Origin of the sequence: Teichococcus wenyumeiae (genome assembly GCF_003696345.1) — a bacterium.
GTDB lineage: Bacteria > Pseudomonadota > Alphaproteobacteria > Acetobacterales > Acetobacteraceae > Pseudoroseomonas > Pseudoroseomonas wenyumeiae.
The window spans coordinates 597,016-620,749 of sequence record NZ_RFLX01000001.1; the positions used below are offsets into that span (position 1 = coordinate 597,016).

General features: G+C 70.6%; 22 protein-coding genes and 1 tRNA gene. 7 read left to right on the forward strand and 16 right to left on the reverse strand.

Features of this window, described 5'->3' with window-relative positions:
- Positions 1-173 precede the first annotated feature (173 nt).
- Together EBE87_RS02730 and EBE87_RS02735 are read right to left on the reverse strand one after the other, a co-directional pair.
- Positions 174-731 carry a flavin reductase family protein gene (locus tag EBE87_RS02730; protein ID WP_120639081.1) on the reverse strand — a complete coding sequence of 186 codons (558 nt, stop codon included), beginning with the start codon at positions 729-731 and terminating at the stop codon, positions 174-176.
- A gap of 8 nt (positions 732-739) precedes the next feature.
- Positions 740-2,293, reverse strand: a complete 1,554-nt coding sequence (locus tag EBE87_RS02735; RefSeq protein ID WP_120639080.1) for an ABC transporter substrate-binding protein — start codon at positions 2,291-2,293, stop codon at positions 740-742.
- A gap of 208 nt (positions 2,294-2,501) precedes the next feature.
- Here EBE87_RS02735 and EBE87_RS02740 point away from each other — a divergent pair, with 208 nt between their 5' ends.
- Positions 2,502-3,902, forward strand: a complete 1,401-nt coding sequence (locus EBE87_RS02740; RefSeq protein WP_120639079.1) for an aminotransferase — start codon at positions 2,502-2,504, stop codon at positions 3,900-3,902.
- 218 nt (positions 3,903-4,120) lie between these two features.
- Here the strand turns inward: EBE87_RS02740 and EBE87_RS02745 are convergent, their stop codons facing one another.
- Together EBE87_RS02745 and EBE87_RS02750 are read right to left on the reverse strand one after the other, a co-directional pair.
- Positions 4,121-4,720: a DedA family protein gene (locus EBE87_RS02745; protein ID WP_120639078.1), complete on the reverse strand. Its 600-nt coding sequence runs from the start codon at positions 4,718-4,720 to the stop codon at positions 4,121-4,123.
- Positions 4,717-6,384, reverse strand: coding sequence for an ArnT family glycosyltransferase (locus EBE87_RS02750; protein WP_233560017.1), 1,668 nt, complete (start codon positions 6,382-6,384; stop codon positions 4,717-4,719). Before EBE87_RS02750 ends, EBE87_RS02745 begins: the two co-directional genes overlap by 4 nt.
- A gap of 131 nt (positions 6,385-6,515) precedes the next feature.
- Here EBE87_RS02750 and EBE87_RS02755 point away from each other — a divergent pair, with 131 nt between their 5' ends.
- Together EBE87_RS02755 and EBE87_RS02760 are read left to right on the forward strand one after the other, a co-directional pair.
- Positions 6,516-7,832: an RsmB/NOP family class I SAM-dependent RNA methyltransferase gene (locus EBE87_RS02755; protein ID WP_122139861.1), complete on the forward strand. Its 1,317-nt coding sequence runs from the start codon at positions 6,516-6,518 to the stop codon at positions 7,830-7,832.
- Positions 7,833-7,996: 164 nt separating this feature from the next.
- A complete protein-coding gene (locus EBE87_RS02760; RefSeq protein WP_199707337.1) occupies positions 7,997-8,776 on the forward strand; it encodes a substrate-binding domain-containing protein in 780 nt (259 codons plus the stop codon).
- 82 nt (positions 8,777-8,858) lie between these two features.
- Here the strand turns inward: EBE87_RS02760 and EBE87_RS02765 are convergent, their stop codons facing one another.
- From EBE87_RS02765 to EBE87_RS02800, 8 genes are all read right to left on the reverse strand, one after another.
- Positions 8,859-9,992 (reverse strand): ABC transporter substrate-binding protein, encoded by a 1,134-nt coding sequence (locus tag EBE87_RS02765; RefSeq protein ID WP_120638216.1) that lies wholly within the window; start codon positions 9,990-9,992, stop codon positions 8,859-8,861.
- Between the two features lie 76 nt (positions 9,993-10,068).
- A complete protein-coding gene (locus tag EBE87_RS02770; RefSeq protein WP_120638215.1) occupies positions 10,069-12,285 on the reverse strand; it encodes a TonB-dependent siderophore receptor in 2,217 nt (738 codons plus the stop codon).
- Positions 12,286-12,526: 241 nt separating this feature from the next.
- The gene (locus EBE87_RS02775; RefSeq protein ID WP_120638214.1) at positions 12,527-13,447 is read right to left on the reverse strand and encodes a dihydrodipicolinate synthase family protein; all 921 of its coding nucleotides are present in this window, start codon (positions 13,445-13,447) and stop codon (positions 12,527-12,529) included.
- 117 nt (positions 13,448-13,564) lie between these two features.
- Complete coding sequence (locus EBE87_RS02780; protein ID WP_120638213.1) at positions 13,565-14,107, reverse strand: chloride channel protein; 543 nt, start codon at positions 14,105-14,107, stop codon at positions 13,565-13,567.
- Between the two features lie 94 nt (positions 14,108-14,201).
- A complete protein-coding gene (locus EBE87_RS02785) occupies positions 14,202-15,191 on the reverse strand; it encodes an alpha/beta fold hydrolase (protein ID WP_120638212.1) in 990 nt (329 codons plus the stop codon).
- 151 nt (positions 15,192-15,342) lie between these two features.
- Positions 15,343-15,648 (reverse strand): SWIB/MDM2 domain-containing protein, encoded by a 306-nt coding sequence (locus EBE87_RS02790; protein ID WP_120638211.1) that lies wholly within the window; start codon positions 15,646-15,648, stop codon positions 15,343-15,345.
- 117 nt (positions 15,649-15,765) lie between these two features.
- Entirely contained in the window at positions 15,766-16,734 is a 969-nt protein-coding gene (locus tag EBE87_RS02795) for an SDR family oxidoreductase (protein ID WP_120638210.1), read from the reverse strand.
- Positions 16,735-16,868: 134 nt separating this feature from the next.
- A tRNA-Ala gene (locus EBE87_RS02800) sits at positions 16,869-16,944 on the reverse strand.
- A gap of 113 nt (positions 16,945-17,057) precedes the next feature.
- Here EBE87_RS02800 and EBE87_RS02805 point away from each other — a divergent pair.
- The 3 genes from EBE87_RS02805 to folD are packed head-to-tail and all read left to right on the forward strand — an operon-like array spanning position 17,058 to position 18,510.
- The gene (locus EBE87_RS02805) at positions 17,058-17,351 is read left to right on the forward strand and encodes a YggT family protein (protein ID WP_120638209.1); all 294 of its coding nucleotides are present in this window, start codon (positions 17,058-17,060) and stop codon (positions 17,349-17,351) included.
- Entirely contained in the window at positions 17,318-17,659 is a 342-nt protein-coding gene (locus EBE87_RS02810) for a DUF167 domain-containing protein (RefSeq protein WP_233553186.1), read from the forward strand. Before EBE87_RS02805 ends, EBE87_RS02810 begins: the two co-directional genes overlap by 34 nt.
- Positions 17,656-18,510: a bifunctional methylenetetrahydrofolate dehydrogenase/methenyltetrahydrofolate cyclohydrolase FolD gene (gene folD / locus EBE87_RS02815; protein WP_120638207.1), complete on the forward strand. Its 855-nt coding sequence runs from the start codon at positions 17,656-17,658 to the stop codon at positions 18,508-18,510. Before EBE87_RS02810 ends, folD begins: the two co-directional genes overlap by 4 nt.
- Positions 18,511-18,523: 13 nt before the next feature.
- Here the strand turns inward: folD and EBE87_RS02820 are convergent, their stop codons facing one another.
- Positions 18,524-19,039, reverse strand: coding sequence for a hypothetical protein (locus tag EBE87_RS02820; RefSeq protein ID WP_120638206.1), 516 nt, complete (start codon positions 19,037-19,039; stop codon positions 18,524-18,526).
- A gap of 17 nt (positions 19,040-19,056) precedes the next feature.
- Positions 19,057-20,892: a transglycosylase domain-containing protein gene (locus EBE87_RS02825; RefSeq protein WP_233553185.1), complete on the reverse strand. Its 1,836-nt coding sequence runs from the start codon at positions 20,890-20,892 to the stop codon at positions 19,057-19,059.
- Between the two features lie 124 nt (positions 20,893-21,016).
- Here EBE87_RS02825 and EBE87_RS02830 point away from each other — a divergent pair, with 124 nt between their 5' ends.
- Positions 21,017-21,658 carry a DUF4189 domain-containing protein gene (locus EBE87_RS02830; RefSeq protein ID WP_120638205.1) on the forward strand — a complete coding sequence of 214 codons (642 nt, stop codon included), beginning with the start codon at positions 21,017-21,019 and terminating at the stop codon, positions 21,656-21,658.
- Positions 21,659-21,664: 6 nt separating this feature from the next.
- On the opposite strand, the gene EBE87_RS02835 is transcribed toward EBE87_RS02830, so the two are convergent.
- Both EBE87_RS02835 and EBE87_RS02840 read right to left on the reverse strand, forming a co-directional pair.
- Positions 21,665-22,534, reverse strand: coding sequence for an alpha/beta hydrolase (locus tag EBE87_RS02835; RefSeq protein WP_120638204.1), 870 nt, complete (start codon positions 22,532-22,534; stop codon positions 21,665-21,667).
- Between the two features lie 63 nt (positions 22,535-22,597).
- The gene (locus EBE87_RS02840; protein ID WP_120638203.1) at positions 22,598-23,569 is read right to left on the reverse strand and encodes an NAD(P)H-dependent glycerol-3-phosphate dehydrogenase; all 972 of its coding nucleotides are present in this window, start codon (positions 23,567-23,569) and stop codon (positions 22,598-22,600) included.
- Positions 23,570-23,734: the final 165 nt, after the last annotated feature.

The following is a 23,734-nucleotide window of genomic DNA, read 5'->3' on the forward strand; positions in this document are numbered from 1 at the left end:
CGGGGGAAGGAATTCCCCCGGACCCCCATCTTCTTTCTTCGAGTATGAGTGCGGGGCGGGGAGGGGATGATTTCACATGAAACACTCCGGGCCATGGTTGCCGCCGGGCGCGCCCTGAAACCCGAAAAAAGAAAGAAGGGGTCTGGGGAATTCATTCCCCAGCCTTTCCTGGCTTACAGATACTCCGGCCGGAACAGCCGCTTCAGGCTGAGGCTTTCGCCCGAGACCATGAAGGAGCCTTCGCCGCGGTAATGGATGGTGCGCGGGCGCTTCGGCGTGCGGGCCACATGCGCCTGCACCACTTCCCAGATGAAGAAGTTGTATTTGCCCACCAGCGAGGCGTCGTGCAGCCGGCATTCCAGGCTGCTGTGGCATTCGGCGATCAATGGTGCCTCCACCTGTGCCGCCGCTTCCGCCGTCAGGTTGAATTCGGCGAACTTGTCCACCTCGGCGCCGGAGCAGTTGCCGATGCGCGTCACCACCTCGGCCATCTCCACCTCCGGGATGTTGATGACGCATTGGCGGGAGCGGCGGATCATCTCGAAGCTGTGGTTGCCGGCGGCGATGACGCAGCCAACCAGGGATGGCGTGAATTCCATCACGGTATGCCAGCCCATGGTCATGACATTGCGCCGGCCTTTCCAGGCGCTGCTGACCAGCACGATGGGCCCCGGCTCCAGCAGGCGGCGGATCTGGGAGACGGGGTAGTCATGCTTGCGGTAGCGGCGCATGGGGGGCCTCAGCTGACGGAGGTTTCTTCCAGCGTGACCGGTGCATAGAAGGTCAGGCTGCCGGGCAGGTTGCGGAAGCCCTGTACGGCCACCTGCATGGCGAAGGCCTGTGAGCGCAGCGTCAGCCAGACGATGGGGCATTCCTCCGCCGCCTGCTTCTGCAACTCGTCATAGATGGCGCGGCGCTTCGCGGGGTCGGCTTCCTGGCGGCCGGCCTGCAGCAGGGCGTCGATCTTCTCGCTGCTGAAGCCGTGGGAGCGGGTATAGGCATTGCTGCCGCTGAGATAGACCGACAGCGCGTCAGGGTCCGGCCAGGCGGCGACGGTGCCGAAGACGGCGAAGTCGTACTGGCCCCGGTTGCCCATGGTGACGCGCGTGCCCCATTCCGGCAGGCGCAGCGTGACCTCGATGCCGATCTCCTTCAGGTTCTGCTGGATCACTTCCGCCGTGGACTGGTGCAGCGTGGGGCTGGAGGTCGCCAGCAGCGTGGCCGCGAAGCCGTTGCCGATGCCGGCTTCCTGCAACAGCTGCCTTGCCCGCGCGGGGTCGTAGGAGAAGATGCCGGCGCTCGGCAGGTCGTCATAGGGCGCCGGGTAGGGCAGGCCGAAGAGCGGCGTGCCGCGACCGTAATGGGCGGCGCGCACCACCTCGTCCCGCTTGATGGCATAGGCGACGGCGCGGCGCACCCGCGCATCGGTGAAGGGGCCGGTGCGGGTATTGAACAGCAGGTTCATGAAGGGCCCGACCGTGCTTTCCATCTTCAGCCGGGGATTGCTGTCGATGGCCGCCATGCTCTGCCAGGGCACGCCCTCGATCACATCGACATCGCCGGCCTGAAGGGCGGAGACGCGCAGGTTCTCGTCCGTGTAGCCCTGGAAGCGGATGCGGGCGACCTTGGGCAGGCCGGGCTTGTAGAAGCCCTCGAAACGCTCGACCTCGATGGCGGAACCACGCTCGATGGCCGCGAGTTTGAAGGGGCCGGTGCCGGCGGGCAGGCCGTTCACCTGCCCCTTCTTCGCCGACAGGATGGGCGCGTGGTAGCTGGCCATCAGGTGCGGGAAGGGGATGGAAGGCTCCTTCAGCAGGATGCGCCCTTCCAGCGGCCCCAGCACCTCCACCTTCTCCACCACGGAGAGGAAGGGCTTCATGTAGGCGGTGGAATTCTCCGCCAGGATTTCTGTCAGTGTGAAGCGCACATCCTCGGCCGTGACGGGCTCGCCGTCATGGAAGCGCAGGCCGGGGCGCAGGCGGAAGCGGTAGGCGCTGGGGCTTTCCGCCTCCCACAGTTCCGCCATCTCGTTCCGCAACTGGCCGGCATGGTCGTAGGAGAGCAGGCTGCGGTAGATCATCATCTTCACCGCCGCCTGGGAGGAGCCGGTATTCTCCAGCGGGCGGATATTCGGCGGGAAATTCACCAAGCCGACGCGCAGCAGGCCATTGGCGGCGGCGGCGATGCGGGCCGGGGCACCGCCCGCCAGCAGGATGCCGCCCGCCGCGCCCAGCAGCATCGCGCGGCGGCCGATGGCCGCGTGCCTTGCCTCGTCATGGATGTCACTGGTCATGCCGGCACCTTCCAGGGAAGGTCACGAGCCTGTCTGCATCCGCAACATCAGGCAAGGTTCAAGACCGCGCCCCCGGCCCGGTGGGCGAGACGGTTGAGACGGATGTTTCGTCCAGCAGGATTTCACGCATGCAAACCCGGTGTCACGGCATCTTCCGGCATCGCGCCGTTCGGCGCAGACTGGCCATGGCCAGCGAAGGATCGCCGCTATGACCCCGCCCGATGATGCCCCGCGTTTCAATTCCGCCGCCGCGCGGGACATCGAATACGCCCTGCATCCCTATACCAACCACAAGGCCTTCCGGGAGAGCGGCCCGCTGATCATCCAGCGGGGCGAGGGCATCCGGGTCTTCGACGACGCGGGCCGCGACTACATCGAATCCGTGGCCGGGCTGTGGTGCGCCTCGCTGGGCTTCGCCAACCAGCGGCTGGCCGATGCCGCCTACCGGCAGATGCAGAAGCTGCCTTTCTACCACGCCTTCGGCGCGCGCAGCCACGACCCGCTGATCGACCTGTCGGAGATGCTGATCGGGCGCGCCCCGCTTTCCTCCGGCGGCAAGCCATTCTCAAAAGTGTTCTTCGCCAATTCGGGTTCCGAGGCGAATGACAGCGCCATCAAGATGATCTGGTTCTTCAACAACGCCATCGGACGCCCGGCGAAGAAGAAGATCATCGGCCGTGTTCGCGGCTACCACGGCATCACGGTGGCCTCCGGCTCCGTCACCGGCCAGCCGGCGAACCATGCCATGTTCGACCTGCCCATCGCCGGCTTCCACCATGTCTCCACGCCGCACCACTACGGCTATGCGCAGCCGGGCGAGAGCGAGGAAGCCTTCGCTACCCGCTTGGCGCAGGAACTGGAGGACCTGATCCTGCGCGAAGGCCCCGACACCGTCGCCGCCTTCTTCGCCGAACCCGTGATGGGCGCCGGCGGTGTCATCATCCCGCCCGCCACCTATTACGAGAAGGTGCAGGCCGTGCTGCGGAAGCACGACGTGCTCTTCGTGGCGGATGAGGTGATCTGCGGCTTCGGCCGCACCGGCAGCTACTGGGGCTGCCAGACCTTCAATATCCAGCCTGATATCCTGACCTGCGCCAAGCAATTGTCCTCGGCCTTCCTGCCGATCTCGGCGGTGATGATCAGCGACCGGCTCTACCAGGGCATCGCCGAGGGTTCGGACAAGGCCGGCACCTGGGCCCACGGCTTTACTTACTCCGGCCACCCGGTCCCCGCCGCCGTCGCGATCGAGACGCTGAAGATCTATGACGAGATAGATATGCCGAAGCTGGTGGCGGAGCGCGGCGCCTACCTCCAGCGCGCGATGCGCGAGCGCTTCGCGGACCATCCGCTGGTGGGCGAGGTGCGTGGCGTCGGCATGATCGGCGCCATCCAGCTCAGCCCCGACAAGGCCAGCCGCGCCACCTTCGACCCCGCCCGCAAGCTGGGCACCCGCTGGCAGGCGCTGGGGCAGGAGCATGGCGTGATGATGCGCGTGCTGGTGAACGAAAGCGCCGCCATCTCTCCGCCGCTGATCATCTCGGAGGCCGAGATCGACACGATGCTGGAGCGGATGATGGTGGCGCTGGAAGCGCTGCGGGCGGAGATCTAAGGCCAGGAGGGGCTCTGCCCCTCCCGGACCCACCCCGCTGGGGGAACTGAGTTCCCCCAGGCCCCCGCATTCATTTTCAAAGGGCCACATGGGCTGAGGCGGAAGTCGCCGGAGGTCCATGACCTCCGGCGTGACCCGGTCGTCAAAGCCGTGAATGTCGGGGTCCGGGGTGGTTCAACCACCCCGGCGGGGTTCCAAGGGGCAGCGCCCCTTGGCCTTCACGCCCGCCGCCGCGCCCGCACAACGTGCCAGAGATAGGCGCCGATCAGCCCGGCCAGCACCACGTAGCTCAGCGGCTCGATGGCGCCTTCGACCTTCTTGTACTGGTCCCGCAGCAGGTAGCCCGCCACGGTCAGCACCGTGACCCAGAGCGCCGAGCCTACCAGGGTCCAGAGGTAGAAGACGGCGCGCGGGATGCCGGCGAGGCCGGCGGGGATGGAGATCAGCGTCCGCACCGCCGGCAGCAGCCGGCCGAAGAAGAGCGCCACCGGGCCGTGGCGGCGCAGCTTGTCCTCGGCCTTGTCCAGGTCCTCGGTGGAGACGGCCAGCCAGCGGCCGTAGCGCCCCACCAGACGGCGGATGCGCGTGCTGCCGATGCGCCGCGCAACCTCGTACCAGACGCCGTTGCCGACCACGCTGCCGGCGGTGCCGCAGATGATGGCCAGCACCAGCGACATGCCGCCTTCCGCCGCCACGAAGCCGGCGAGCGGCATGATCAGCTCGGAGGGGATAGGCGGAAAGAGGTTCTCCAGGAACATCAGGGCGAAGACGCCAGGCAGGCCGGCGCTTTCCACCACGCCCGTGACCCATTCGATCACGGCGCGGCGGCCCGGAAGAGCCGCAGCACGATGTGCCGCCCGCGCGTGTAGTTGTAGCCTTCCACCGAGCCCTCCTCCTGTGCCGTCAGCCCCCGGCGCTGCGCCTCGGCCTGGAAGGCCGCGAGGTCACGGTCGCCCACCGCGGCGTAGCGGCCGGGGGCTTCCGCCAGGAACGCGGCCGCCGCCGTGCCGTTGCGCAGCAGCACGGTGCCGGTGCCGGTGGCGAACATCTGGGAGGGTTCGTGGTAGCCGGCGACGCCGAATTGCGCCGGCGGCAGGCCGGGCGCGCGCTCGGCCAGCAGGGCGGCGACGCGCGGGCCGACCCAGGGGGCGGTCAGGCGCGGCAGCACGCCTTCCAGCGCCACGGCATAGAGCGGGATGGCCAGCACCGCCGCCGCCAGCCCGGCCCGGGCCGGCCTGCCGCGCCGGATCTCCCCCAGCACCACCCACAGGAACAGCGCGGCGGCGGGGAGGCCCAGCAGCGCCACGAGGTCGATGCGGCGGTCGGCGAGATACGGCAGCAGGGCGCTGGCGATGCTGAGGCCGGCCGCGCCCAGCACCAGGGCGAAGATGCCGATCCAGCGCAGCCAGGCGGGCGCGGGGCGGCGCAGCGGGTCCATGGCCCAGGCGGCGCCCAGGAGCATCAGTGGCGGGTACATGGGCAGGCTGTAGTGGGGAAGCTTGGTCGCCACGGCCTCGAAGACGAGCCAGGAGGGGATGATCCAGGCCAGCAGGAAGCGCGTGCCGGGATGCATCCGGTCCCGCCAGGCGCCCGGCAGCCCCCGCAGCACCAGGAAGGCGGCGGGGAAGGCGGCGATCAGGAAGGTGAGGATGTAGTAGCCGGGCGGGCCCCAGTGGGCTTCCTCGCCCGAATTGACCTTGGCCAGCATGTCGCCGCCCACGGCTTCCGCGAAGAAGCGGCCCTCGGTGGCGATGCCGATGGCCACGAACCAGGGCAGCACCACCAGCAGGGTCAGGGGAATGCCCCAGGCGGGGCGCAGCACCCGCAGCCAGCGCCCGGCGCGGTCGGCGATGCAGAGCGTCACCACCGCCAGCGCCACCACCATGGGCCCGATCGGCCCCTTCAGCAGGATGGAAAGGCCGAGGACCAGCCAGAAGCCCGCCGCCTGCCGCGCCGAGAAATGGCCCGGCGTCAGATAGGCCCGCCCCAGCAGCCCCATGGCGGCGGCGACGGTTGCAAAGAGCGCGGCATCGGTCTTGGCGATATGCGTCTCGACCACCAGCACCAGGCAGGAGGCCAGCATAGCCGCGCCCAGGAAGGCGGCCCGCCGCCCCACCAGCGCCCGGCCCCAGTGGAAGGTGGCCAGCACCCCCAGCAGGGCGCCCAGCAGCGAGGGCACGCGGTAGGGCCAGATCTGGTCGCGGCTGCCGATGCCCAAGGCCTCGGCCACATGGACGGAGGCCGATTGCGCCCAGTGGATGCCCACCGGCTTCTTGTTGCGGTCTTCCTCGCCATAGCGGATGCGGACGTAGTCGCCGCTTTCCACCATCTGCCGGCTGGCCTGGGCGAAGCGGCTTTCGTCGCGGTCGCCCGGGGGCAGGGTGAAGAAGCCGGGCAGCCAGAGCAGCAGGCAGAGCAGGCACAGGCAGAGGCGCGGCCAGCGCGTCTCCGGCAGCCGGTCGAGGGCGTCGCGCAGGGACATGAGCAGGAACTCGGGGAGGGCGTCGGACGCGGGAATGGCGTCCGGCGAAGGACAGACATGCGGGTCCGGGCCATGCGAGGCCCGACTTCCCCCTAGCACGCGGGCGCGGAAGGCGACATAGCTGCGCTGAGATGAAGTCCCCCAGCCATTCCCCCCAGGGCCGCCGCCCCGACCCCCGCCGCGCCGATGGTGCCCGCCCTGGCAAGCCGCCCGCGCGCAACCCCACCCGCGTGGCCGCGCTGGCGCTGCTGACCGCCGTGCTGGAGCGCCACCGCCCGATGGAGGAGGCGCTGGACGCCCTGCCGCCCTCCGACCCGCGGGACCGTGCCGCCGCCCACCGCATCGCCGCCGCCGTGCTGCGCCGCCTGGGCAGCCTGGACGCGGTGCTGGAGCCCTTCCTGCGCCGGGAGCCGCCGCCGGAAGTGCGGCAGGTGCTGCGCATCGGCGCCGCCGAGCTGCTGCTGCTGGCCACGCCCCCGCATGCGGCGGTGGCGAGCTGCGTGGACCTGGTGCCGCGCCCCTTCGCCGGGCTGGTGAATGCCGTGCTGCGCAAGGTGGGGGCCGAGGGCGCCGCCGCCCTGGAAGACCTGGATGGCGAGCGGCTGGACACCCCCGGCTGGCTCTGGACCGCCTGGCACAAGGCCTATGGTCCCGGCGTGCGCGCCATTGCCCGTGCCCACCGCCTGCCGGCGCCGCTGGACCTTTCGCTGAAGGCCGGCACCGCCCTGCCGGAAGGCGCGGTCCTGCTGCCCACCGGCACCGTGCGTCTGCCTGCCGGCACCCGCATCACCGAGCTGCCCGCCTTTATCGAGGGCGCCGCCTGGGCCCAGGATGCCGCTGCCGCCCTGCCGGCCCGCCTGCTGGCCGCCCGCGCCGGTGAGCGCGTGGCCGACCTCTGCGCCGCCCCCGGCGGCAAGACCGCCCAGCTCGCCGCCACGGGCGCCGAGGTGGTGGCGGTGGAACGCGACCCCACCCGCATCCTGCGCCTGCGGGAGAACCTCGCGCGCCTCGGCCTTGATGCCCGGGTGGTGCAGGGGGATGCGACGGAATGGGACCCCGGCCACCGCTTCGACGCCATCCTGCTGGATGCGCCCTGCTCGGCCACCGGCACCATCCGCCGCCACCCGGACGTGCCCTACCTGAAGCGCCCGACCGATATCCCGACGCTGGCCGGGCTGCAGGGGCCGATGCTGGCCCATGCGGCGAAGCTGCTGGCGCCGGGCGGGCGGCTGGTCTTCGCCACCTGCTCCCTGCAGCCGGAGGAAGGCGAGGCCCAGGCCGCCAACCCGCCCGCCGGGCTGTTGCCGGACCCCATCCGCGCCGAGGAAGTGCCGGGGCTCGAAGGCGCCATCACGCCGGAAGGCTGGCTGCGGACGCGGCCGGACCTCTGGGAAGAGCATGGCGGGATGGACGGGTTCTTCATGGCGCGGTTCCGCGCGGCGGAGTGAAGGCCAGGGGCGCTGCCCCTGGAACCCCGCCGGGGTGGAAACTCCACCCCGGACCCCGCTTCGAATGGTTATAGCTGGGGCGGAAGAAGCGATAGCTCGCTGAACAAAAGCCCCGATATCCTCCCCGCCGCGCCGGCATGAGACCGGCGGGAGGGAAGACGTTCATGGCCAAGCTATCGCGCCGCCTGCTGCTGGCAGGCTTGGCGGCCCCGGTTGTGTCGCGCGCCGCGCGGGCGGCGGGGGTGGAGATCCATGTGCTCTCCTCCGGCAGCTTCACCGCCGCCTACCAGCGGCTGGCGCCGGAATTCGAGCGCCGCAGCGGCCACCGTCTGGTCAGCGCCTTCGGGGCTTCCTTCGGCCCGGCGCCGGATGCGCTGCCGCAGCGCCTGGGGCGCGGCGAGCCGGCGGATGTGGTGCTGGCGCTGGAGGATGCGCTGGAGGCCCTGGCCGGTGCCGGGCACCTGGATGCCGGCAGCGTCACGCGGCTGGCGGAGACCCGTGTCGCCTTCGCGGTGCGCACCGGCGCGCCGAAGCCGGACATGTCCACGGTGGACGCCATGCGCGCCGCGCTGCTGGCGGCGCCGAGCATCGCTTATTCCCCCAGCGGTTCCGGCCGCTTCTATGAGACGGAACTGGTGCAGCGCCTCGGCATCGCGGAGCAGGTGATGCCGAAGTCCCGCCGCTGGTTCCCGGACCGCATCGGCGCCGTGGTGGCGCGGGGCGATGCGGCCATGGGGCTGCAGCAGATCTCGGAACTGCTGCCGATCCCCGGCATCGAGGTGATCCGCATCCCGGAGGAGGTGCAGAAGGTCTCCTTCGCTTCCGCCGCGCTGGGCGGGAAGGCGCGGCAGCCCGAGGCCGCGCGGCAACTGATGGCCTTCCTGTCTTCCCCCGAGGCCGCGCCGATGATCGCCGCGACCGGCCTGGACCCCATCCGCCGCTGAACGGATGGCGGGGTCTGGGGTGACCCTGTCACCCCAGCGGGGAAGGTCCGGAAGGGGCGGCGCCCCTTCTGGCCGTGCCCGGTCAGAGATCGACCCAGTAGGTCCCTTCCATCGGCACGGCCGCGAAGCGCTTGTTCATGCTCTCCAGCGTCCGCGCCGGGTCGATGCCTTCCGCGCGCTCCGGATGGATCCAGCGCAGCAGGGCCTCGATGGCGATCATATGGGTCGGGTTGTCGTTGCAGCCGTGCCAGATGGCATGGGCGCGGCCTTCCCGCACCGCCGTCAGGGCCTGGAGGTGGGCGCCCTCGAGCACCTCCTGGAGGCTGGCGCGGGCGGGGCCGGGCTGGACACCGGCGCCCAGCAGCACGCCGCCGCGGCCGTTGTAGGAACCGCCGGTGGCGACATAGACCTTCGGGTCCTGGTCCAGCACATATTCCAGCGTCAGCGGCCCGATGGCGCCGGGCAGCACGTCGGCGCCGATATTGTGGCCGCCGGCCATGCGGATGAAGTCGTTGAAGGTGCCCTGGCCGGGGGAATTGCAGCAGGCGGTGCCGCCGGCATGGGCATGCATCATCACGCGCGGGGTGGCGTTCAGCCCGGCGGTGCGGGCGCGCACGCGCTCCAGCGTCTCGGCATAGAAGGCGGTGAAGGCGCTGGCCTGTTCCTCCCGCCCCAGCAGGCGGCCGAGGGTGGTCAGGCTGGGGATGGTGTCGCGCAGGGGGCTTGCGAAGAAATCCACCACCGCGAAGGGCAGCCCGGCATCGGAAAGGCTGCGGAGGATGGCACTGTCCGGCCCGCCGCTGGCCTGCACCGCGTTGCGGCTGAGCAGCACGAGATCGGCGCCAAGGGACAGGATCTTTTCCACCGTGCCGGGGTCGGGCACCGTGGCGGCGCCGAGCACGGGCACGCCCTCCAGCGCCGGGAAGCGGCGGCGCCAGGCGGCGTATTCCGCCACGGCGCCGGTGCGCATGTCGCCGGTCCAGCCGGCGAGAAGGCTAGCGGGGTCGGGGTGCAGCAGGTTCAGCACGGCCAGTTGCCGGCCGGGCATGCAGATGATGCGCTGGGCCGGGCGGGGCAGGGTGACGGTGCGGCCCAGCAGGTCCTGCGCGCCGACGCTGCCCTGGGCGCGCGCGATGGCGGGCATGGCGAGGGGGGAGGCCAGCAGCGCCGTCAGCAGGGCGCGGCGGCCGGGATGGCCGGCTTTGGTCTCGGTCATGCCGCTGATGCTCCTGGCTGCGGGGTCAATCTATCGCGCCGGCCCGGCGCCGCAAGGCAGCGCCGGGCCAGGGGCTTCACCACTTGTAGCGCAGGCCCGCCAGCACCAGGCGCCGGTTGCCGAAGTAGCAGGCATCGGCGGAGGAGCAGGAGGCGACGTAATCCTTGTCCCCGATGTTGGAGACATTGAGCGTGAGCTGCGCGCCCTTCAGGTCTTCCCGCAGTGCGCCGAGGTCGTAGCGAATGGCGGCGTCGAAGAGGGTGAAGGAGGAGACGTCGAAGCTGTTGGTGTCGTCCCCTGGCGTCTTACCGATGTAGCGCACACCCGCGCCGATCCCGAGGCCGCGCAGCGGGCCGTCGGTGAAGCGGTACTCGGCCCAGGCGCTGGCGGAGTGCTTCGGCACCTGCGGCACCGCCTTGCCGGTGACATTGGCGATGGTGCTCTCCGTCACCTCGGCATCGGTGTAGGCATAGGCGGCGATGAGGTCGAGATTATCGTTGAGGCTGGCGCGGCCTTCCAGCTCGATGCCGCGGGAGCGGATCTCGCCGGTCTGGATGGAATAGGTGACGCTCACCGGGTCCGGCGTCAGCACGTCCTGCTGCCGGATCTGGAAGGCGGCGAGCTGGATGTAGCTGTTGAGGCCGTTTGGCTGGAACTTGATGCCGGCCTCGTACTGCTCGCCCGTGGTAGGGTCGAAGGGCGCGCCGCCGCGTGCGGGGGAATAGGTGCCGCTGTTGGGCAGGAAGGATGTGGCGTAGCTGGCATAGGGCGCCAGACCGTTGTCGAAGAGGTAGAGCGCGCCGACGCGCCAGGTGAAGGCGCTGTCTTCCTGGCTGGTGCTGCGGCTGGTGGCGCGCGTCACCGTCTCGCTGGTGGCGAAATCCTGCCGCAGGCCGAGCGTCAGCCGCAGCTTGCCCAGCGCGATCTGGTCCTGCGCGTAGAAGCCGAGCTGGTCCTGGATCTGCGAGGTGGTGGCGAGCGTGGGCTCCGGGAAGTTCAGGTCATAGCTGGGCGCGAAGATATCGAGCGCATAGGCGGGGGACAGGGCGGCATTGCCCAGCCGCCGCTTGGCGGAGGAGCGGCCCCAGTCCACGCCGAAGAGCAGCGTGTGGTCCAGCGGGCCCGTGCTGAAGGTGGCCTGCGCCTGGTTGTCCAGCGCGAAGGTATCGGCATGCTCGATGGAATGGACGATGGAGCGCGAGAGGGTGCGCTGGTTGGCCGCCAGCGCGCGGCCGCTGATCGCCTTGAACTCGGCGTCGATGTGCTGGTAGCGGAAGTTCTGCCGGAAGGTCCAGGTCTCGTCGAGGCGGTGCTCCAGCTGGTAGCCGATCGAGGCCAGGCGGCGCTGGAACAGATTGTAGTTGGGATCGCCGGAGAAGAAGCTGCTGGGCAGCCGGCCGTAGCGGTTGGGCAGCACGGTGCCGACGGCGGGGGCGAAGTTGTAGAAGCCGCCATCGGGCTCGTACTGGTAATTGCCCAGCACCGTCAGCGTGGTATCGGCCGTGGGCCGCCAGGTGATGGCGGGGGCGACGGCGATGCGGCTTTCCTTGTTGTAGTCGTATTGCGTGTCGGCGATGCGGCCGATGCCGGTCAGGCGATACAGGAACTCGCCATCCTCGGTCAGCTTGCCGCCGAAGTCGAAGGCGGTCTGCAGCAGGGCGTGGCTGCCGGCTTCCAGCCGCACCTCATGCACCGCTTCCTCGGTCGGGCGGCGGCTGACGAGGTTGACGATGCCGCCCGAGCCGGTCTGGCCATAGAGCACCGAGGCGGGGCCGCGCAGCACCTCGATCCGCTCCAGCAGCCAGGGATCGACGGTCGGGATGGCATAGGAGATGCCACGCTGCTGCCGCAGCCCATCGAGGAAGTTCACATAGGCCGCGCTGGTGCCCTGGCCGCCGAAGCCGCGCACGAAGACGCTGTCGTAGCGCGAGGTGGGCCGCACTTCCGGCAGCACGCCGGCGGTGTAGCGCAGCGCCTGGGAGACATTGAGCGCGCCCTGGTCGTCGATCTGGTCGCGCGTCACCACGCCCACGGATTGCGGCGTCTCGATCAGCGGCGTGTCGGTCTTGGTGCCGGTGGTGGTCAGCGGCGCCACATAGCCTTGCACCGGCTGCCAGGCGCGCCAAGCGGTGGCCTGCACATTCACCTCGGGCAGCACGATGGTGCCGGCGGGCGTTTCTTCCGGCAGGGTCAGCGGCGCGGCCGTGCTGTCCTGGGCCGAGGCGGGGAGAGCAAGCAGCAGGCTGCTCAGCGCCGTGGTCGCCAGCGCCAAGTCACGCCGCCGTGGCGCCATTCTCCATGAAGTTCTTGCCATGCCACGCTGCCTCTGCGTCATCGGTGATAATGCGAATGCGTCGCATCTATACCAATAAGGCGCGGAGGCCAAACCCAAGCCTGGCTGGATCGGCATCATCTTGATGGTGGTGGCAGGCGCGGCGGGAGCCGCGTTCAGCTCCGGCGGAAAACCCGCAGCGGGGTCCGGGGTGGCCTTGCCACCCCGGCGGGGTCCAGGGGCGGCGCCCCTGGCCTTACCGTCAGGCGGCGGCGCCCGCCATCATGCCCCATTCCTTCAGCAGCGCCTCCAGCTTGGCGGCGGCTTCCGGCGCCAGCGGCCAGGCGGCCGGCGGCCGGGCATGGCCGACATCGATGCCGGTCAGCGTCAGCGCCGACTTCACCACGGAGACATTGGTGCCGTTCTGCTCTTCCGAGCGCAGGGCCTCGAAGGTCTCGATGCCGGCGATGGTGCTGTTGGCGGTGGCGTAGTCGCCGCGCGCGAGCGCATCGCGGATGGTGACGGAGCGTTCCGGCAGCAGGTTGATCAGGCCGGAGGTGAAGCCCTTGGCGCCGACCGCGGTCATCGGCGGCGCCCAGGGCTCGGCCAGGCCGCAGACGAAGTTGATGTCGGGCCCGACGCGGTGGATGGCCTTGGCCAGGGTCATGATATTGGGCGTGGCCCATTTCACGCCGGCGACGCCGGGGATGCGGCAGAGCTGCTCGATGGCCGGCAGGCCAATGCCGTCGTTGCGCAGGTAGAGCACCACCGGCAGGCCGGCGGCATCGGCCACGCGCCGCACGTATTCCACCACGCCGCGTGGCGCCACGAAGGGATCGGGCGGCTGGTGGATCATGATGGCGTCGCAGCCATCGGCCTTGGCGCGGGAGGCCAGGTGCACCGCATCCTTGATGGAGCGGCCGACGCCCGCGATCGTCAGCGTCCGGCCGCCGATCAGCGCCGGCACCTCAGCCTGCATCCGCTCGGCCTCGGCCATGGTCAGGCCGTAGAATTCGCTGGTATTGCCATTGATGGTCAGGCCATCGACACCGGCCTGGGCGCAGCGGTCGATGATGGGCTTCAGGCGCTGCGGCTGCGGCGTATCGCTGGCATCGAGCGGCGTGACCAGGATGCCGGAAATGCCGGAGAGGGCTTTCCGCGCGCGTTCGGGAAGGGCGGTCATAATTCTGTTTCCTCCGGGAGGATGTCCCTGGGCAGCGCCGGGCGCCGCCGCAAATCTGCTATAGCAGTTTAATGGGGCCGGCTTCAACGCCCGGCTGCATCTTCCCCGGCTGCATCTTCAATGCGGCCCGGCCATGAAGCGCCGCGCCATGGTGGCATAAAGCGGCCGGCGGCAGACAAGGCGGGAGGCCGCGAAGCCGATCAGCGCCGTGCCCATCAGGGGCACGGCCATGCCATGGTTGCCAGTCATTTCCAGCACGATGACGCCGGCGGTGATGGGCGCCTGCACCACGCCGGCAAAATAGGCCACCATGCCCAACAGCACCACGGCATCCGCCGGCGCGCCGGGCAGCAGCGCCCCCAGCCAGTGCCCAATGCCCGCCCCCACGGACAGGGAAGGCGCGAAGATGCCGCCGGGAATGCCGCTCAGGTAGGAAACCACGGTGGCCAGCAGCTTCCAGAAGGCGAAGCTTTCCGGCACGCCGGGTTGGCCTTCCACCAGCAGCTTCGCCTGCTCGGCCGCCACGGCGAAGCCCATCGCCACCACCCCCACCAGCACCGCGCCCAGCCAGAAGACCAGCCGCCGCCGCCATTGGCGCGGCGAGAGCAGCGGCAAGCGGCGCAGCCGGTGGCGGTTGAAGGAGGAGCGGTCCGGCCTCATGCGGCATCATCTTCCTGGCTGTGACGGGGCCGCACAGACTGTGCCTCGGGAGCCGCCAGGGCAATGCGTGGCCCTGCTGCCTGTCGGCCCGCCCTCAGCCGGGCGGCGGTGGCGCGGCGGCGGATTCGATGGCCTCGGCCACGACCTCGGTATGGGTGTGGTGGATCATGTGGCCGGCATCCTCCAGCGGCAGGAAGCGGCTGTGGGGCAGGTGCCGGTGGAAGGCCGCCGACTGGCTGGCGGTATCCACCATGCGGTCCCCGGTGCCGGCCAGGATGGTGATGGGCAGGTCCAGCCCGCCGTAATGCGGGGCCAGGGTGGCGGCGCTCGGGATCATCAGCGCGGTGTCGCCGCCACTGGCACGCAGGGCGCCGGGCCGCAGCACCAGTTCGGTGGGAAAGCCGGTGCGGAAACCCTGGGTGACCGGCCGGGGGGCGAAGATGCGGCGCAGCAGCGCCGGCAGCATGGGCCGGCTGAGCAGCGGCGCCACAGTATGGCTCAGCAGGCTGCCCAGCAGCGGCAGGGCCAGCAGGGAAGGCGGCAGCACATCCAGACGGGGACGGGGCAGCATATAGCCGCCCAGCAGCACCAGCGCGCCGGCACCGCCACGCAGCGCCATGGCCAGCGCCACCAGCACGCCCCAGGAATGCCCCACCAGCACCGGCTTCGTGACGCCCAGGCGCCGCAGCGCTTCCAGCAGCAGCGCCGCCTGGGCGCTGGCGCTCCAGACGCGGCCACGCGGGCGCCGGGTATGGCCGAAGCCGGGGCGGTCGAAGGCAAGGACGCGGTGCCGCGCCGCCAGGCGGTCCAGCAGCCCGCTGGCGGCGAAATCCTCGGCCATGGCGCCATTGCCATGGATCAGCACCACCACCGGCGCGGCGGAGTCGCCCTGCTCAAGGTAATGCAGGTCGAGACCATGGACCCGGAGGAAGCGCCCCCGGGGCGGGTGGCGCCGTTCCGCCGCGCGGCTGGCGGCATGGTTGAACAGCGCCATGGCGCCCAATGCCGCCGCCGCGCCCAGCAACAGGGTGCCGGTACGCGTGGCGGGAGGAGGAGAAGGGGCAGGGCGTGGAAGGAGTGTCATGGGTCCGGGCGGCAGGGTGAGCAACCCGCCGGGCCGGAACGCCCGCCCCGGCGCGAGGGGGCGCCGGGCACGGAGGAGGGGGGACGGGTTGCGACCACGTCCCAACGCCGGCAGGTGGCGGGGGTTGCCCGCCGCGCCGCCGGCGGGATGCTTACTTCAGATGGGCCGCCAGGTGCTTGTTCATCTCGAACATGGTCACCTTGTCCTTGCCGAAGACCTTCTTCAGCTTGTCGTCGGCCAGGATCTCACGCCGGTTCTCCGGGTTCTGCAGATCCTTGGACTTGATGTATTCCCACACCTTGCTGACGACCTCGCCACGCGGCAGGGGGCCTTCGCCCACCACCGCCGCCAGCTCCGCAGAGGGCTTCAGCGGCGTCTGCAGCGCATTGGGCTTGTTGCCCGGCTTGGCCGGCTTGACGGTGGCCTTCTTGTCCTGTCCTGCCGATTTCGCAGCCATTGAACGCTCCTGGGAACGGGTTGGGGTCTGGGCCCTGCGGGAAGCATGGTGCAGAGCCAGGTTGGTGGCAAGACGAGCCTGGAGCCGGGCGTTCAACACCCCCTGCGCCAGCCTCGGTTAACGGCGGCCGTAGCGGCGGTCCAGGCTGACCAGCGCCAGCGCGCAGCAGGCCAGCACGCCCAGCCCGAGCATGCGCTGGCGCGAGGACCGCAGCCCGCCATCGATCCGCCCGCCGTCCGGCGGCGGGGCGAAGAGATTGCCGTCGGTGACGGGGGCGCCGCGTGCCCGGCGGAAATAGGCGGCCATGAAGCGCGCCATCAGCCGCGTGGTCCAGCCGGGGGCCAGCAGATGCGCCAGCCGCGTGGCATCGGCCACCCAGCCCACCGTGGTGGTGGGCCTCGGCGCGTGCGAGAGCCGCACGATGGCCGCGGCCACCCGCCGGGCGTCATAGACCGGCGGCGGGGCGGACAGGGCGCGCCCGGTGTAATTGGCGCCATGCCGCAGGCCGGGCGTGTCGATGAAGGCGGGATAGACATCGCAGACATGGATGCCCGGATGGTCCGCCAGCTCTGCGCGCAGGGCCTCCGAAAAGCCGCGCAGGCCGAACTTGCTGGCCGAATAGGCGGCGGCAAAGGGTGCCGCCGCGAAGCCGCCCAGCGAGATCATGTTGATGAAGATGCCCCGCCCCTGGCGCAGGAAATGCGGCAGGACGGCATGGGCGTCATGCATGTGGCCAAGCAGGTTGGCGCGGATCACCTGCTCATGCGCCCGCATCGGCGTGTCGTGGTAGCGGCCCACGGCGCCGACGCCGACATTGCTGACCCAGACATCGATCCGCCCGCCGAAGCCGCGCGCCCGCACCGCCAGCCGCTCCACCGCGTCAGGGTCGGTCACGTCGGTGGGCACGGCAATGGCATCGGCGCCCAGGGACCGGCAGCGGGCCGCGACCTCTTCCAGCGCATGCTCGCCCCGTGCCGCCAGCACCAGCCGGGCGCCGTCGCGGGCGAAAGCCTCCGCCGTGGCCTGTCCGATGCCGCTGGAGGCGCCGGTGATCACCACCACCGGGCTGCCAAGCCTGTCCGCCATTCCGCCTCACTCCTGTTGCGGTGTGTGCAGAACAGGCCGGCGGGGCATGAGTTGCCGCAGGACGGCAAAGGTCATGCTGCCAGCGGGGCGGCCTGGCGGAAATCTGTGGATATCTCTGTGGATAGCGGGTGCGGTGGTGGAGCCGAGGGGAATCGAACCCCTGACCTCCTCATTGCGAACGAGGCGCTCTACCAACTGAGCTACGGCCCCGCACTCTCGCGAGGCCCGGCTTATTGCCTGTGGCACACGACCTGTCAAGCGGTGCTTGCCGCGACCGCCCCGGCTCCGTAGATGAAGGCGGACTGCGGGATGAAGGAGAGGCAATGTACGCACTGTTCTGGCTGATCGACCAGCTCATCGGGCTCTACGTATGGGCGTTGATCATCGCCGCGGTGTTCAGCCTGCTGGTGTCCTTCAACGTGCTGGATACCCGCAACCGTTTCGTCTGGACCGTGGGGGACTTCCTCTACAAGGTGACGGAGCCGGCGCTGCGCCCGATCCGCCGCTTCATGCCTGATCTCGGCGGCATCGACCTGTCGCCGATGATCCTGATCCTGCTGCTCTACGCGCTGCGGATCTTCCTGTGGCAGAGCGTGTGGCCGCTGCTGGCCGGCTGAATGCCACCCAGGCCTGGCGGGCGGTGGCGGATGGGGTGGAGCTGCGCGTCAAGGCGCAGCCCCGCGCCCGCCGCCCCGGCCTGCAGGGCCTGGTCGATTCGGCCGATGGCCCGCGCCTGAAGCTGGCCGTCAACGAGGCGCCGGAGGATGGGCGGGCCAACCGCGCCATCTGCGCCCTGCTGGCCGGGGCGCTGCATGTCCCCCCTTCGCGGATCGCGGTGGTGCAGGGGGCGGCCTCGCGGGAAAAGACCTGCCACATCGCCGGCGACCCCGCCGCATTGCTGAAAACACTGGAGAATCTGGCATGAGCGCACGCATCATCGACGGCAAGGCGGTGGCGGCCGACCTGCGCGCCCGGCTGGCGGAGCGCGTGCGCGTCCTCGGCTTCGCCCCCGGCCTGCGCGTGGTGCGGGTGGGGGATGACCCGGCCAGCGGCGTTTATGTCCGCAACAAGGACCGCGCGGCGCAGCAGGCCGGCTTCAACAGCGCCACGCTGCAGCTGCCCGAGACCACCAGCGAGGCCGAGCTGCTGGCCGTGGTGGCCGAGCTGAATGCCGACCCGGAGGTGGACGGCATCCTGGTGCAACTGCCGCTGCCGCAGCAGATCCGGGCCGATGCGGTGCTGCGCGCCATCGACCCGGCCAAGGACGTGGATGGCTTCCACCCGGTGAATGCCGGCCTGCTGGCCACCGGCCAGCCCGGGCTGGTGCCCTGCACGCCCAAGGGCGTGATGCACCTGCTGCGCGCCGCCGGCACGGCGCCGCGCGGGGCGCGGGCGGTGGTGCTGGGCCGCTCCAACATCGTGGGCAAGCCGATGGCGGCGCTGCTGCTGGCGGCGGATGCGACGGTGACGGTGGTGCATTCCCGCACCCAGAACCTCGCCGCCGAATGCCGCCGGGCGGAGATCCTGGTGGCCGCCGTGGGCCGGCCGGAGATGGTGCGCGGCGACTGGGTGGCGGAAGGCGCCACCGTGATCGACGTCGGCATCAACCGCCTGCCCACGGGCAAGCTGGTGGGCGACGTGGCCTTCGCCGAGGCCTCCGCCCATGCCGGCGCCATCACCCCGGTGCCGGGCGGCGTCGGCCCCATGACCATCGCCTGCCTGCTGGAGAATACGCTGGAAGCCGCCATCGCCCGCCGCGGCCTCGCGGAGAACTGAGGCGGCAGGGCTTTCAGGCCGCTGGCAGCAGCAGCCGGGTGACCTCGCCGGCGCTTTCAGCGCCGATCCCGGCCTCGGCCAGCGCCGCCGCGCTGCCCTCGGGCAGCGGCCAGTTGACCTCCAGCACGGTGCCATCCAGCCGTGCCTTGGGCGGGGTGCTGCGCGGCAGCGCCTTGGCGCCGGCGAAGGCCTCTACCAGCGCCAGGTCCACCGCCGGGCGGCGCGGCGCCACGGTGGCGGTGGCGGCGCTTTCCACCGTCAGCGGCCGGCCGACCACCAGGGCCAGCAAGGGCTGCACCGTGCCGAAGAAGCGGCCGGAATCCACCGCCGAACGCTCTTCCGGTCGGCCCAGGCGCAGAAAGGCGCGCACCAGCCCCTCCATGTCGCGGGCGGCCTGGGCAGCGCGGGTCAGCCGGACGGCGGCCTTGTCCTCCGGTGGCAGGCTGGCCAGCACGCTGTCCATGTTGGCCTGCATCACCATCACCATGTTGTTCACGGCGTGCTGCATCGGCCGGGCCAGACCTGCCATGACGTCGCCTGCTTCCTTCAACCGCTCATCTCCTCCACGATGTCCTTGAACAGCTTGGCCGGTAGCCCGCCGCCCTGCACCTCATCCATCGGACTGGCATTGTCGTTGCCGAGCCAGACCCCGATCACCCAGCGCCCCGCGATGCCGACGAACCAGGCATCGCGGAAATCCTGCGTGGTGCCGGTCTTGCCGCCGATGCGCTGACCGCGCACCGCCGCCGCATGGCCGGTGCCACGCTCCACCACCGCGTTCAGCATGCGGCGCATCTCACCCGCATGCCCGGCCGAGATCACCCGCTGGGGCGCCGTCAGCGGCACCGCCAGCACGCGGCCGGAACCCTCCGCCCGCGCGATGCCGTAGGGCGTCACCCGCAGCCCCCCATTCGCGAAGGCGGCATAGCCGGTGACGAGGTCCAGCAACGTCACCTCCGCCGTGCCCAGCGCCAGGGAGGCGTCGTTGGAAAACCGCCCATGCACCCCCAGCCGCTCCGCCACCGCCGCCACCGGCTTCGCGCCACCCGCCGCCAGCAGCACCCGCACGGCGGCGGTGTTGATGCTGTGCGCCAGCGCATCCTCCAGCGACAATTCGCCCCGGGCCCGCCACCGGCCATTGCCCGGGGACCAGCCGCCCAGGTTCAGCGGCAGGTCCGAGACGGTGCTGGCCGGGCTCAGCCCTTGTTCCAGTGCCGTCAGCCAGACAAAAGGCTTGAAGGCCGACCCGGGTTGCCTGCGCGCGGTGGTGGCGCGGTTGAAAGGGCTCTGCCGGTAGTCGCGGCCGCCCACCATGGCGCGCACGGCGCCGTCGCTGGCTTGCAGCACCAGCACCGCGCCCTGGCTGGCATGCGCCGCCGCGCCGGGGCCGGAGAGCAGGGCATCGAGGCGCTTCTCCACCACCGCCTGCAGCTTCAGGTCCAGCGTGGTGCGCAGCTCCAGGTCGCCGCTGCCGGGGAAGCTCTCGGCCAGGTCGTCCTGCACCCAGTCGGCGAACCAGCCGGCATCGCCCGAGGGGCGCGGCGGCAGGGTCATCTTCTCGGCTTCCTGGCGCGCGCGGCCCTCAGTGATCAGCCCGGCGGCAGCCATGGCCTCCAGCACATCGGTGCCGCGGCGGATGGCGGCATCGGGGGCGGCGCGCGGGTTGTAGCGGGAGGGTGCCTTGGGCAGCCCGGCCAGAATCGCCGCCTGCCAGAGCGTGACGCGGCGCGCCGGCACGCCGAAATACAGCCGCGCCGCCGCATCCACCCCATAGGCCCCGGCGCCGAGATAGACGCGGTTGAGGTAGATCTCCAGCAGCTGGTCCTTGGTGAAGCGGCTTTCCAGCCAGAGCGCCAGCAGGGCTTCCTGCACCTTGCGGCGCATGTTGCGCTCCGGCGTCAGGAACAGGTTCTTCGCCAGCTGCTGCGTGAGGGTGGAGCCGCCCTGCACCACGCGGCCGGCGCGCCAGTTGGTGACGGCGGCCCGCGCCAGCCCGATCGGGTCCAGGCCGAAATGGCTGCGGAAGCGCCGGTCCTCCACCGCCATCAGCGCGCCAGGTACATAGGCGGGCAGGTCAGCCAGCCGCACGCGCTCGCCATAAAGGTCGCCGCTGGTGGCCAGCAGGCGGCCATCGGCGGCTTCCAGGGTCACGGAAGGGCGGCGGGTGGCCACCAGCGCCGCTTCCGGGCGAGGCAGGTCCCAGGTGAAGAAGATCAGCGCCAGCCCGAGCGCGAGCCCGCCCCAGACCACCAGCAGCACCAGCAGGCGGAACAGGCGCAGCAACCCGCCGCGCCGAGGCGGGGTGCGCGGGGCCTTGGATGGGGTGGCAGGCATGGCGGAAGGCGCCATGCCGGGTTGAGCATGGGCCGAGATGCGGCGCATGCGGTATCCTACCACCGTATGACGCTCCGCATGACGGGTGCGGTTGCAAAAATTGTAATTTTTGAAGGGCTGCACTGGAACCGGTGCCTGGGAAGAGTGCTTGAAGGCGGTTCAGGAGCGACGGATGACACTGCACGCGGCCATGGCGATAGGGCTGGGCCTGCTGGCCACGACCCTGGCATGGGGGCAGGAGGCGCCCTTGGACAGCCCACGCTGCCAGCAGCAATGCGGTGCCGTGCTGCCCCGGCGCATCGACAACCCGCGCGAGGTGCAATCCTGCCTGGGCCGCTGCCAGGCGCTGGAGCGGCTGCAGCCGCCCGCCGCCAGCACAGCCGGCCGTCCCGCCGCCCCAGCGAAGCCGCAGGCACGCCGCGAGGTGGCGGCACCAGCGCCGCCCCCGCTCGCTGCCCCGGAAGCCGGCCCCCATGGCGCCGTTTATCTGGCGCCCGCGCCTTCACCCGGCATAGGGCTGGCGGCGAATATGCCGGACCGCAACACGGCGCATCGCGTGGCCGAGCTGCAATGCATCGGGCAGCAGGGGGCCGCCTGCCGGCTGGCGCTGGAATTCCATGACCGCTGCGCGGCGGTGGCGCAGGGGGTGGTGCCCCGTGGGCTGGCACTGACGCAGGACCCCAGCACCTTCCAGGTCATGGTCGCCACGGCCGGCGCCGGTGCCACCGCCGCGCTCGCGGAGGGGGAGGCCATGGCCGCCTACCGCCGGCGCTTCCGCGGCACCTGCCGGATGGCGCGCAGCACCTGCGGGTGAGACGGCTCAGCCCCGCATGGCGCCCAGCACGGCGCGGCAGAGCGGCGTGGTGCTGTCGCAAAGCTGGAAAACAATATCGAAATGGTTGGAGGCCGGCGGCGCCGGCACCAGCGTCACCGCGCAGCCGGCCTGCCGGTAGCGCTCGGCCTGGTCCTGTGTCTGGCGCTTGAATTCGGCGGTTTCCGTCTCGGCGACGCTCAGCACCACCGGCAGGCCGGGGCGCGGCGGCGGCAGCAGGGCGGGCGAATTGCGCGCCGCCGCCGCCGCGTCCAGCGCCAGCCAGTCGTTGACATGGCAGAGCCGCACCGGCTCCAGCTCGAACAGGCCGGAGAGCAGCGTGCCGCCGGCTACCGGATGCGGCGGCAGGCCGAAGCCGGCCGGCCAGTCGCCGCCCGCCGCCAGCATGGCCGCCAGATGCCCGCCGGCCGAGCTGCCGCCGACATGGATGCGCGCCGGGTCGCCGCCATGGCGGGCGATGTTCCCGTGCAGCCAGGCCAGGGCGGCGCGGCATTGTTGCGTGATCTCGTCCAGCGTGGCGCCAGGGGCGAGGGCGTAGTTCACCGCCACCACGCAGCAGCCCGCCGCCGTCAGGGCCGGGGCCATGAAGCCGGAATCGGCGGCGTCCAGCAGCCGCCAGTAGCCGCCATGGATGAAGACGAAGACCGGCGCCAAGCCGCCCGTGCCGGCGGCAGGGAAGATATCCAGCCGCTCCGCCTCGCTGGGGCCATAGGGGATGTTCAACACGCAGGGCAGGGCGCGCCGGGCGGCTTCCGTGCGGGCGCGGTATTCGGCCATGATGGGCGCGATATCCGGCACCGTGGCGCGGGCATTGTACTCGCGGTCCAGCGCCGCGCGGTCCATGTCGCGATAAAGCATCACAGCCTCTTCTTCAACGGCGCCATGCCTGAGGCCGCCCGGCCCGTGGCCAGGCGCTGCCGCTTAGTGGCGGTGGATGATTTCCTCGATCATCATGCCCGGCGTGCTCTTGGCATCCAGCACCTGCGCCATGTGCTCGATCAGCGGCGCCACGCCCGGCTCCAGGTGCTGCAGGATGATCCGCACCGAGCGCACGCCCTCGGCCAGGAAGTCCGGGCGGTTCGCGTCAACCGGGATGCCCTTGCCGATCATGACGCCCAGGGTGCGGTTGCGGCTGGTGTCGCACATGCCGGTCAGCAGGATGTCGCCGATGCCGCAATACATGTTGATGACCGAGCCATCCATGCCGAGGCTCTCCAGCACCTGCCGTGCCTCGGCGATGATGCGGGTGATGATCATGAAGCGGGTGTTGTCGCTCATGTTGAGGGAGGCGGCGACGCCGAGAATGATGGCGTAGACATTCTTCAGCGCGCTGACCATGTCCACCGAGGCCGGCGAATAGGACGTGTCGAAGTCCAGCGAGGCCTTGGCAAAGACGGAACGCAGGCGCTGTTCCGCGTCGCGGTTGCGCGCGCCGATCGTCAGGCCCGACAACTCGCCCAGCAGAAGCGGCCGGGCGAAGGTGGGGCCCTTCAGCGCCACATATTCCACCGCGCTGGCATTCGCCTGGAAATGCTCCGCGAAGGTCAGGTACTTGCTGTCCAGGCCCTTCACCAGGTTCACCACCATGGAGCCCGGCTTCATGTTCTTGACGATGACCTCAAGATACTGGTCGATGAAGCGGGCCGGAATGGCGATGAAGACGATGTCGGCTTCCAGGCAGATCTGGATGTCGCTGGAAGCGACAACCAACGCCGGGATCGTGATGTCCGGGAAATAGGCCGAGTTCTTCCCGGTGGAGCGGATCACCTCCGCCTGCTGTTCCGTCCGGCAGATCAGCGAGACCTTGTGACCGGAGCGCGTGGCTGCCACGCCGATCGCCGTGCCGAAGGATCCACCGCCGAGCACAGCGATCGCAGGTTTGGAATTCGGCATCAGGCTTCTCCGGCGGTGAGGCTTTGCCGCGGCCCCGCGATACCGCGGGAACACGACGTGGTCAGCGAGTCCAGTTCATAGGGCATGTCGGTGCCGAAGGCATCTCCCTGTGGGACCCGGCGCCTGCAGGCGGTGGAACACCGCCCGGGGGCCGTCCGGTTCAGG

Excerpts from the sequence above, each read along its gene's own strand:
- EBE87_RS02730 (WP_120639081.1), bottom strand. The coding sequence starts at position 731 with ATGCGCCGCTACCGCAAGCATGACTACCCCGTCTCCCAGATCCGCCGC.
- EBE87_RS02735 (WP_120639080.1), bottom strand. The coding sequence starts at position 2,293 with ATGACCAGTGACATCCATGACGAGGCAAGGCACGCGGCCATCGGCCGC.
- EBE87_RS02740 (WP_120639079.1), top strand. The coding sequence starts at position 2,502 with ATGACCCCGCCCGATGATGCCCCGCGTTTCAATTCCGCCGCCGCGCGG.
- EBE87_RS02750 (WP_233560017.1), bottom strand. The coding sequence starts at position 6,384 with ATGTCCCTGCGCGACGCCCTCGACCGGCTGCCGGAGACGCGCTGGCCG.
- EBE87_RS02755 (WP_122139861.1), top strand. The coding sequence starts at position 6,516 with ATGAAGTCCCCCAGCCATTCCCCCCAGGGCCGCCGCCCCGACCCCCGC.
- EBE87_RS02760 (WP_199707337.1), top strand. The coding sequence starts at position 7,997 with ATGGCCAAGCTATCGCGCCGCCTGCTGCTGGCAGGCTTGGCGGCCCCG.
- EBE87_RS02765 (WP_120638216.1), bottom strand. The coding sequence starts at position 9,992 with ATGACCGAGACCAAAGCCGGCCATCCCGGCCGCCGCGCCCTGCTGACG.
- EBE87_RS02770 (WP_120638215.1), bottom strand. The coding sequence starts at position 12,285 with ATGGCGCCACGGCGGCGTGACTTGGCGCTGGCGACCACGGCGCTGAGC.
- EBE87_RS02775 (WP_120638214.1), bottom strand. The coding sequence starts at position 13,447 with ATGACCGCCCTTCCCGAACGCGCGCGGAAAGCCCTCTCCGGCATTTCC.
- EBE87_RS02780 (WP_120638213.1), bottom strand. The coding sequence starts at position 14,107 with ATGAGGCCGGACCGCTCCTCCTTCAACCGCCACCGGCTGCGCCGCTTG.
- EBE87_RS02785 (WP_120638212.1), bottom strand. The coding sequence starts at position 15,191 with ATGACACTCCTTCCACGCCCTGCCCCTTCTCCTCCTCCCGCCACGCGT.
- EBE87_RS02790 (WP_120638211.1), bottom strand. The coding sequence starts at position 15,648 with ATGGCTGCGAAATCGGCAGGACAGGACAAGAAGGCCACCGTCAAGCCG.
- EBE87_RS02795 (WP_120638210.1), bottom strand. The coding sequence starts at position 16,734 with ATGGCGGACAGGCTTGGCAGCCCGGTGGTGGTGATCACCGGCGCCTCC.
- EBE87_RS02805 (WP_120638209.1), top strand. The coding sequence starts at position 17,058 with ATGTACGCACTGTTCTGGCTGATCGACCAGCTCATCGGGCTCTACGTA.
- folD (WP_120638207.1), top strand. The coding sequence starts at position 17,656 with ATGAGCGCACGCATCATCGACGGCAAGGCGGTGGCGGCCGACCTGCGC.
- EBE87_RS02820 (WP_120638206.1), bottom strand. The coding sequence starts at position 19,039 with ATGGCAGGTCTGGCCCGGCCGATGCAGCACGCCGTGAACAACATGGTG.
- EBE87_RS02825 (WP_233553185.1), bottom strand. The coding sequence starts at position 20,892 with ATGCGCCGCATCTCGGCCCATGCTCAACCCGGCATGGCGCCTTCCGCC.
- EBE87_RS02830 (WP_120638205.1), top strand. The coding sequence starts at position 21,017 with ATGACACTGCACGCGGCCATGGCGATAGGGCTGGGCCTGCTGGCCACG.
- EBE87_RS02835 (WP_120638204.1), bottom strand. The coding sequence starts at position 22,534 with ATGCTTTATCGCGACATGGACCGCGCGGCGCTGGACCGCGAGTACAAT.
- EBE87_RS02840 (WP_120638203.1), bottom strand. The coding sequence starts at position 23,569 with ATGCCGAATTCCAAACCTGCGATCGCTGTGCTCGGCGGTGGATCCTTC.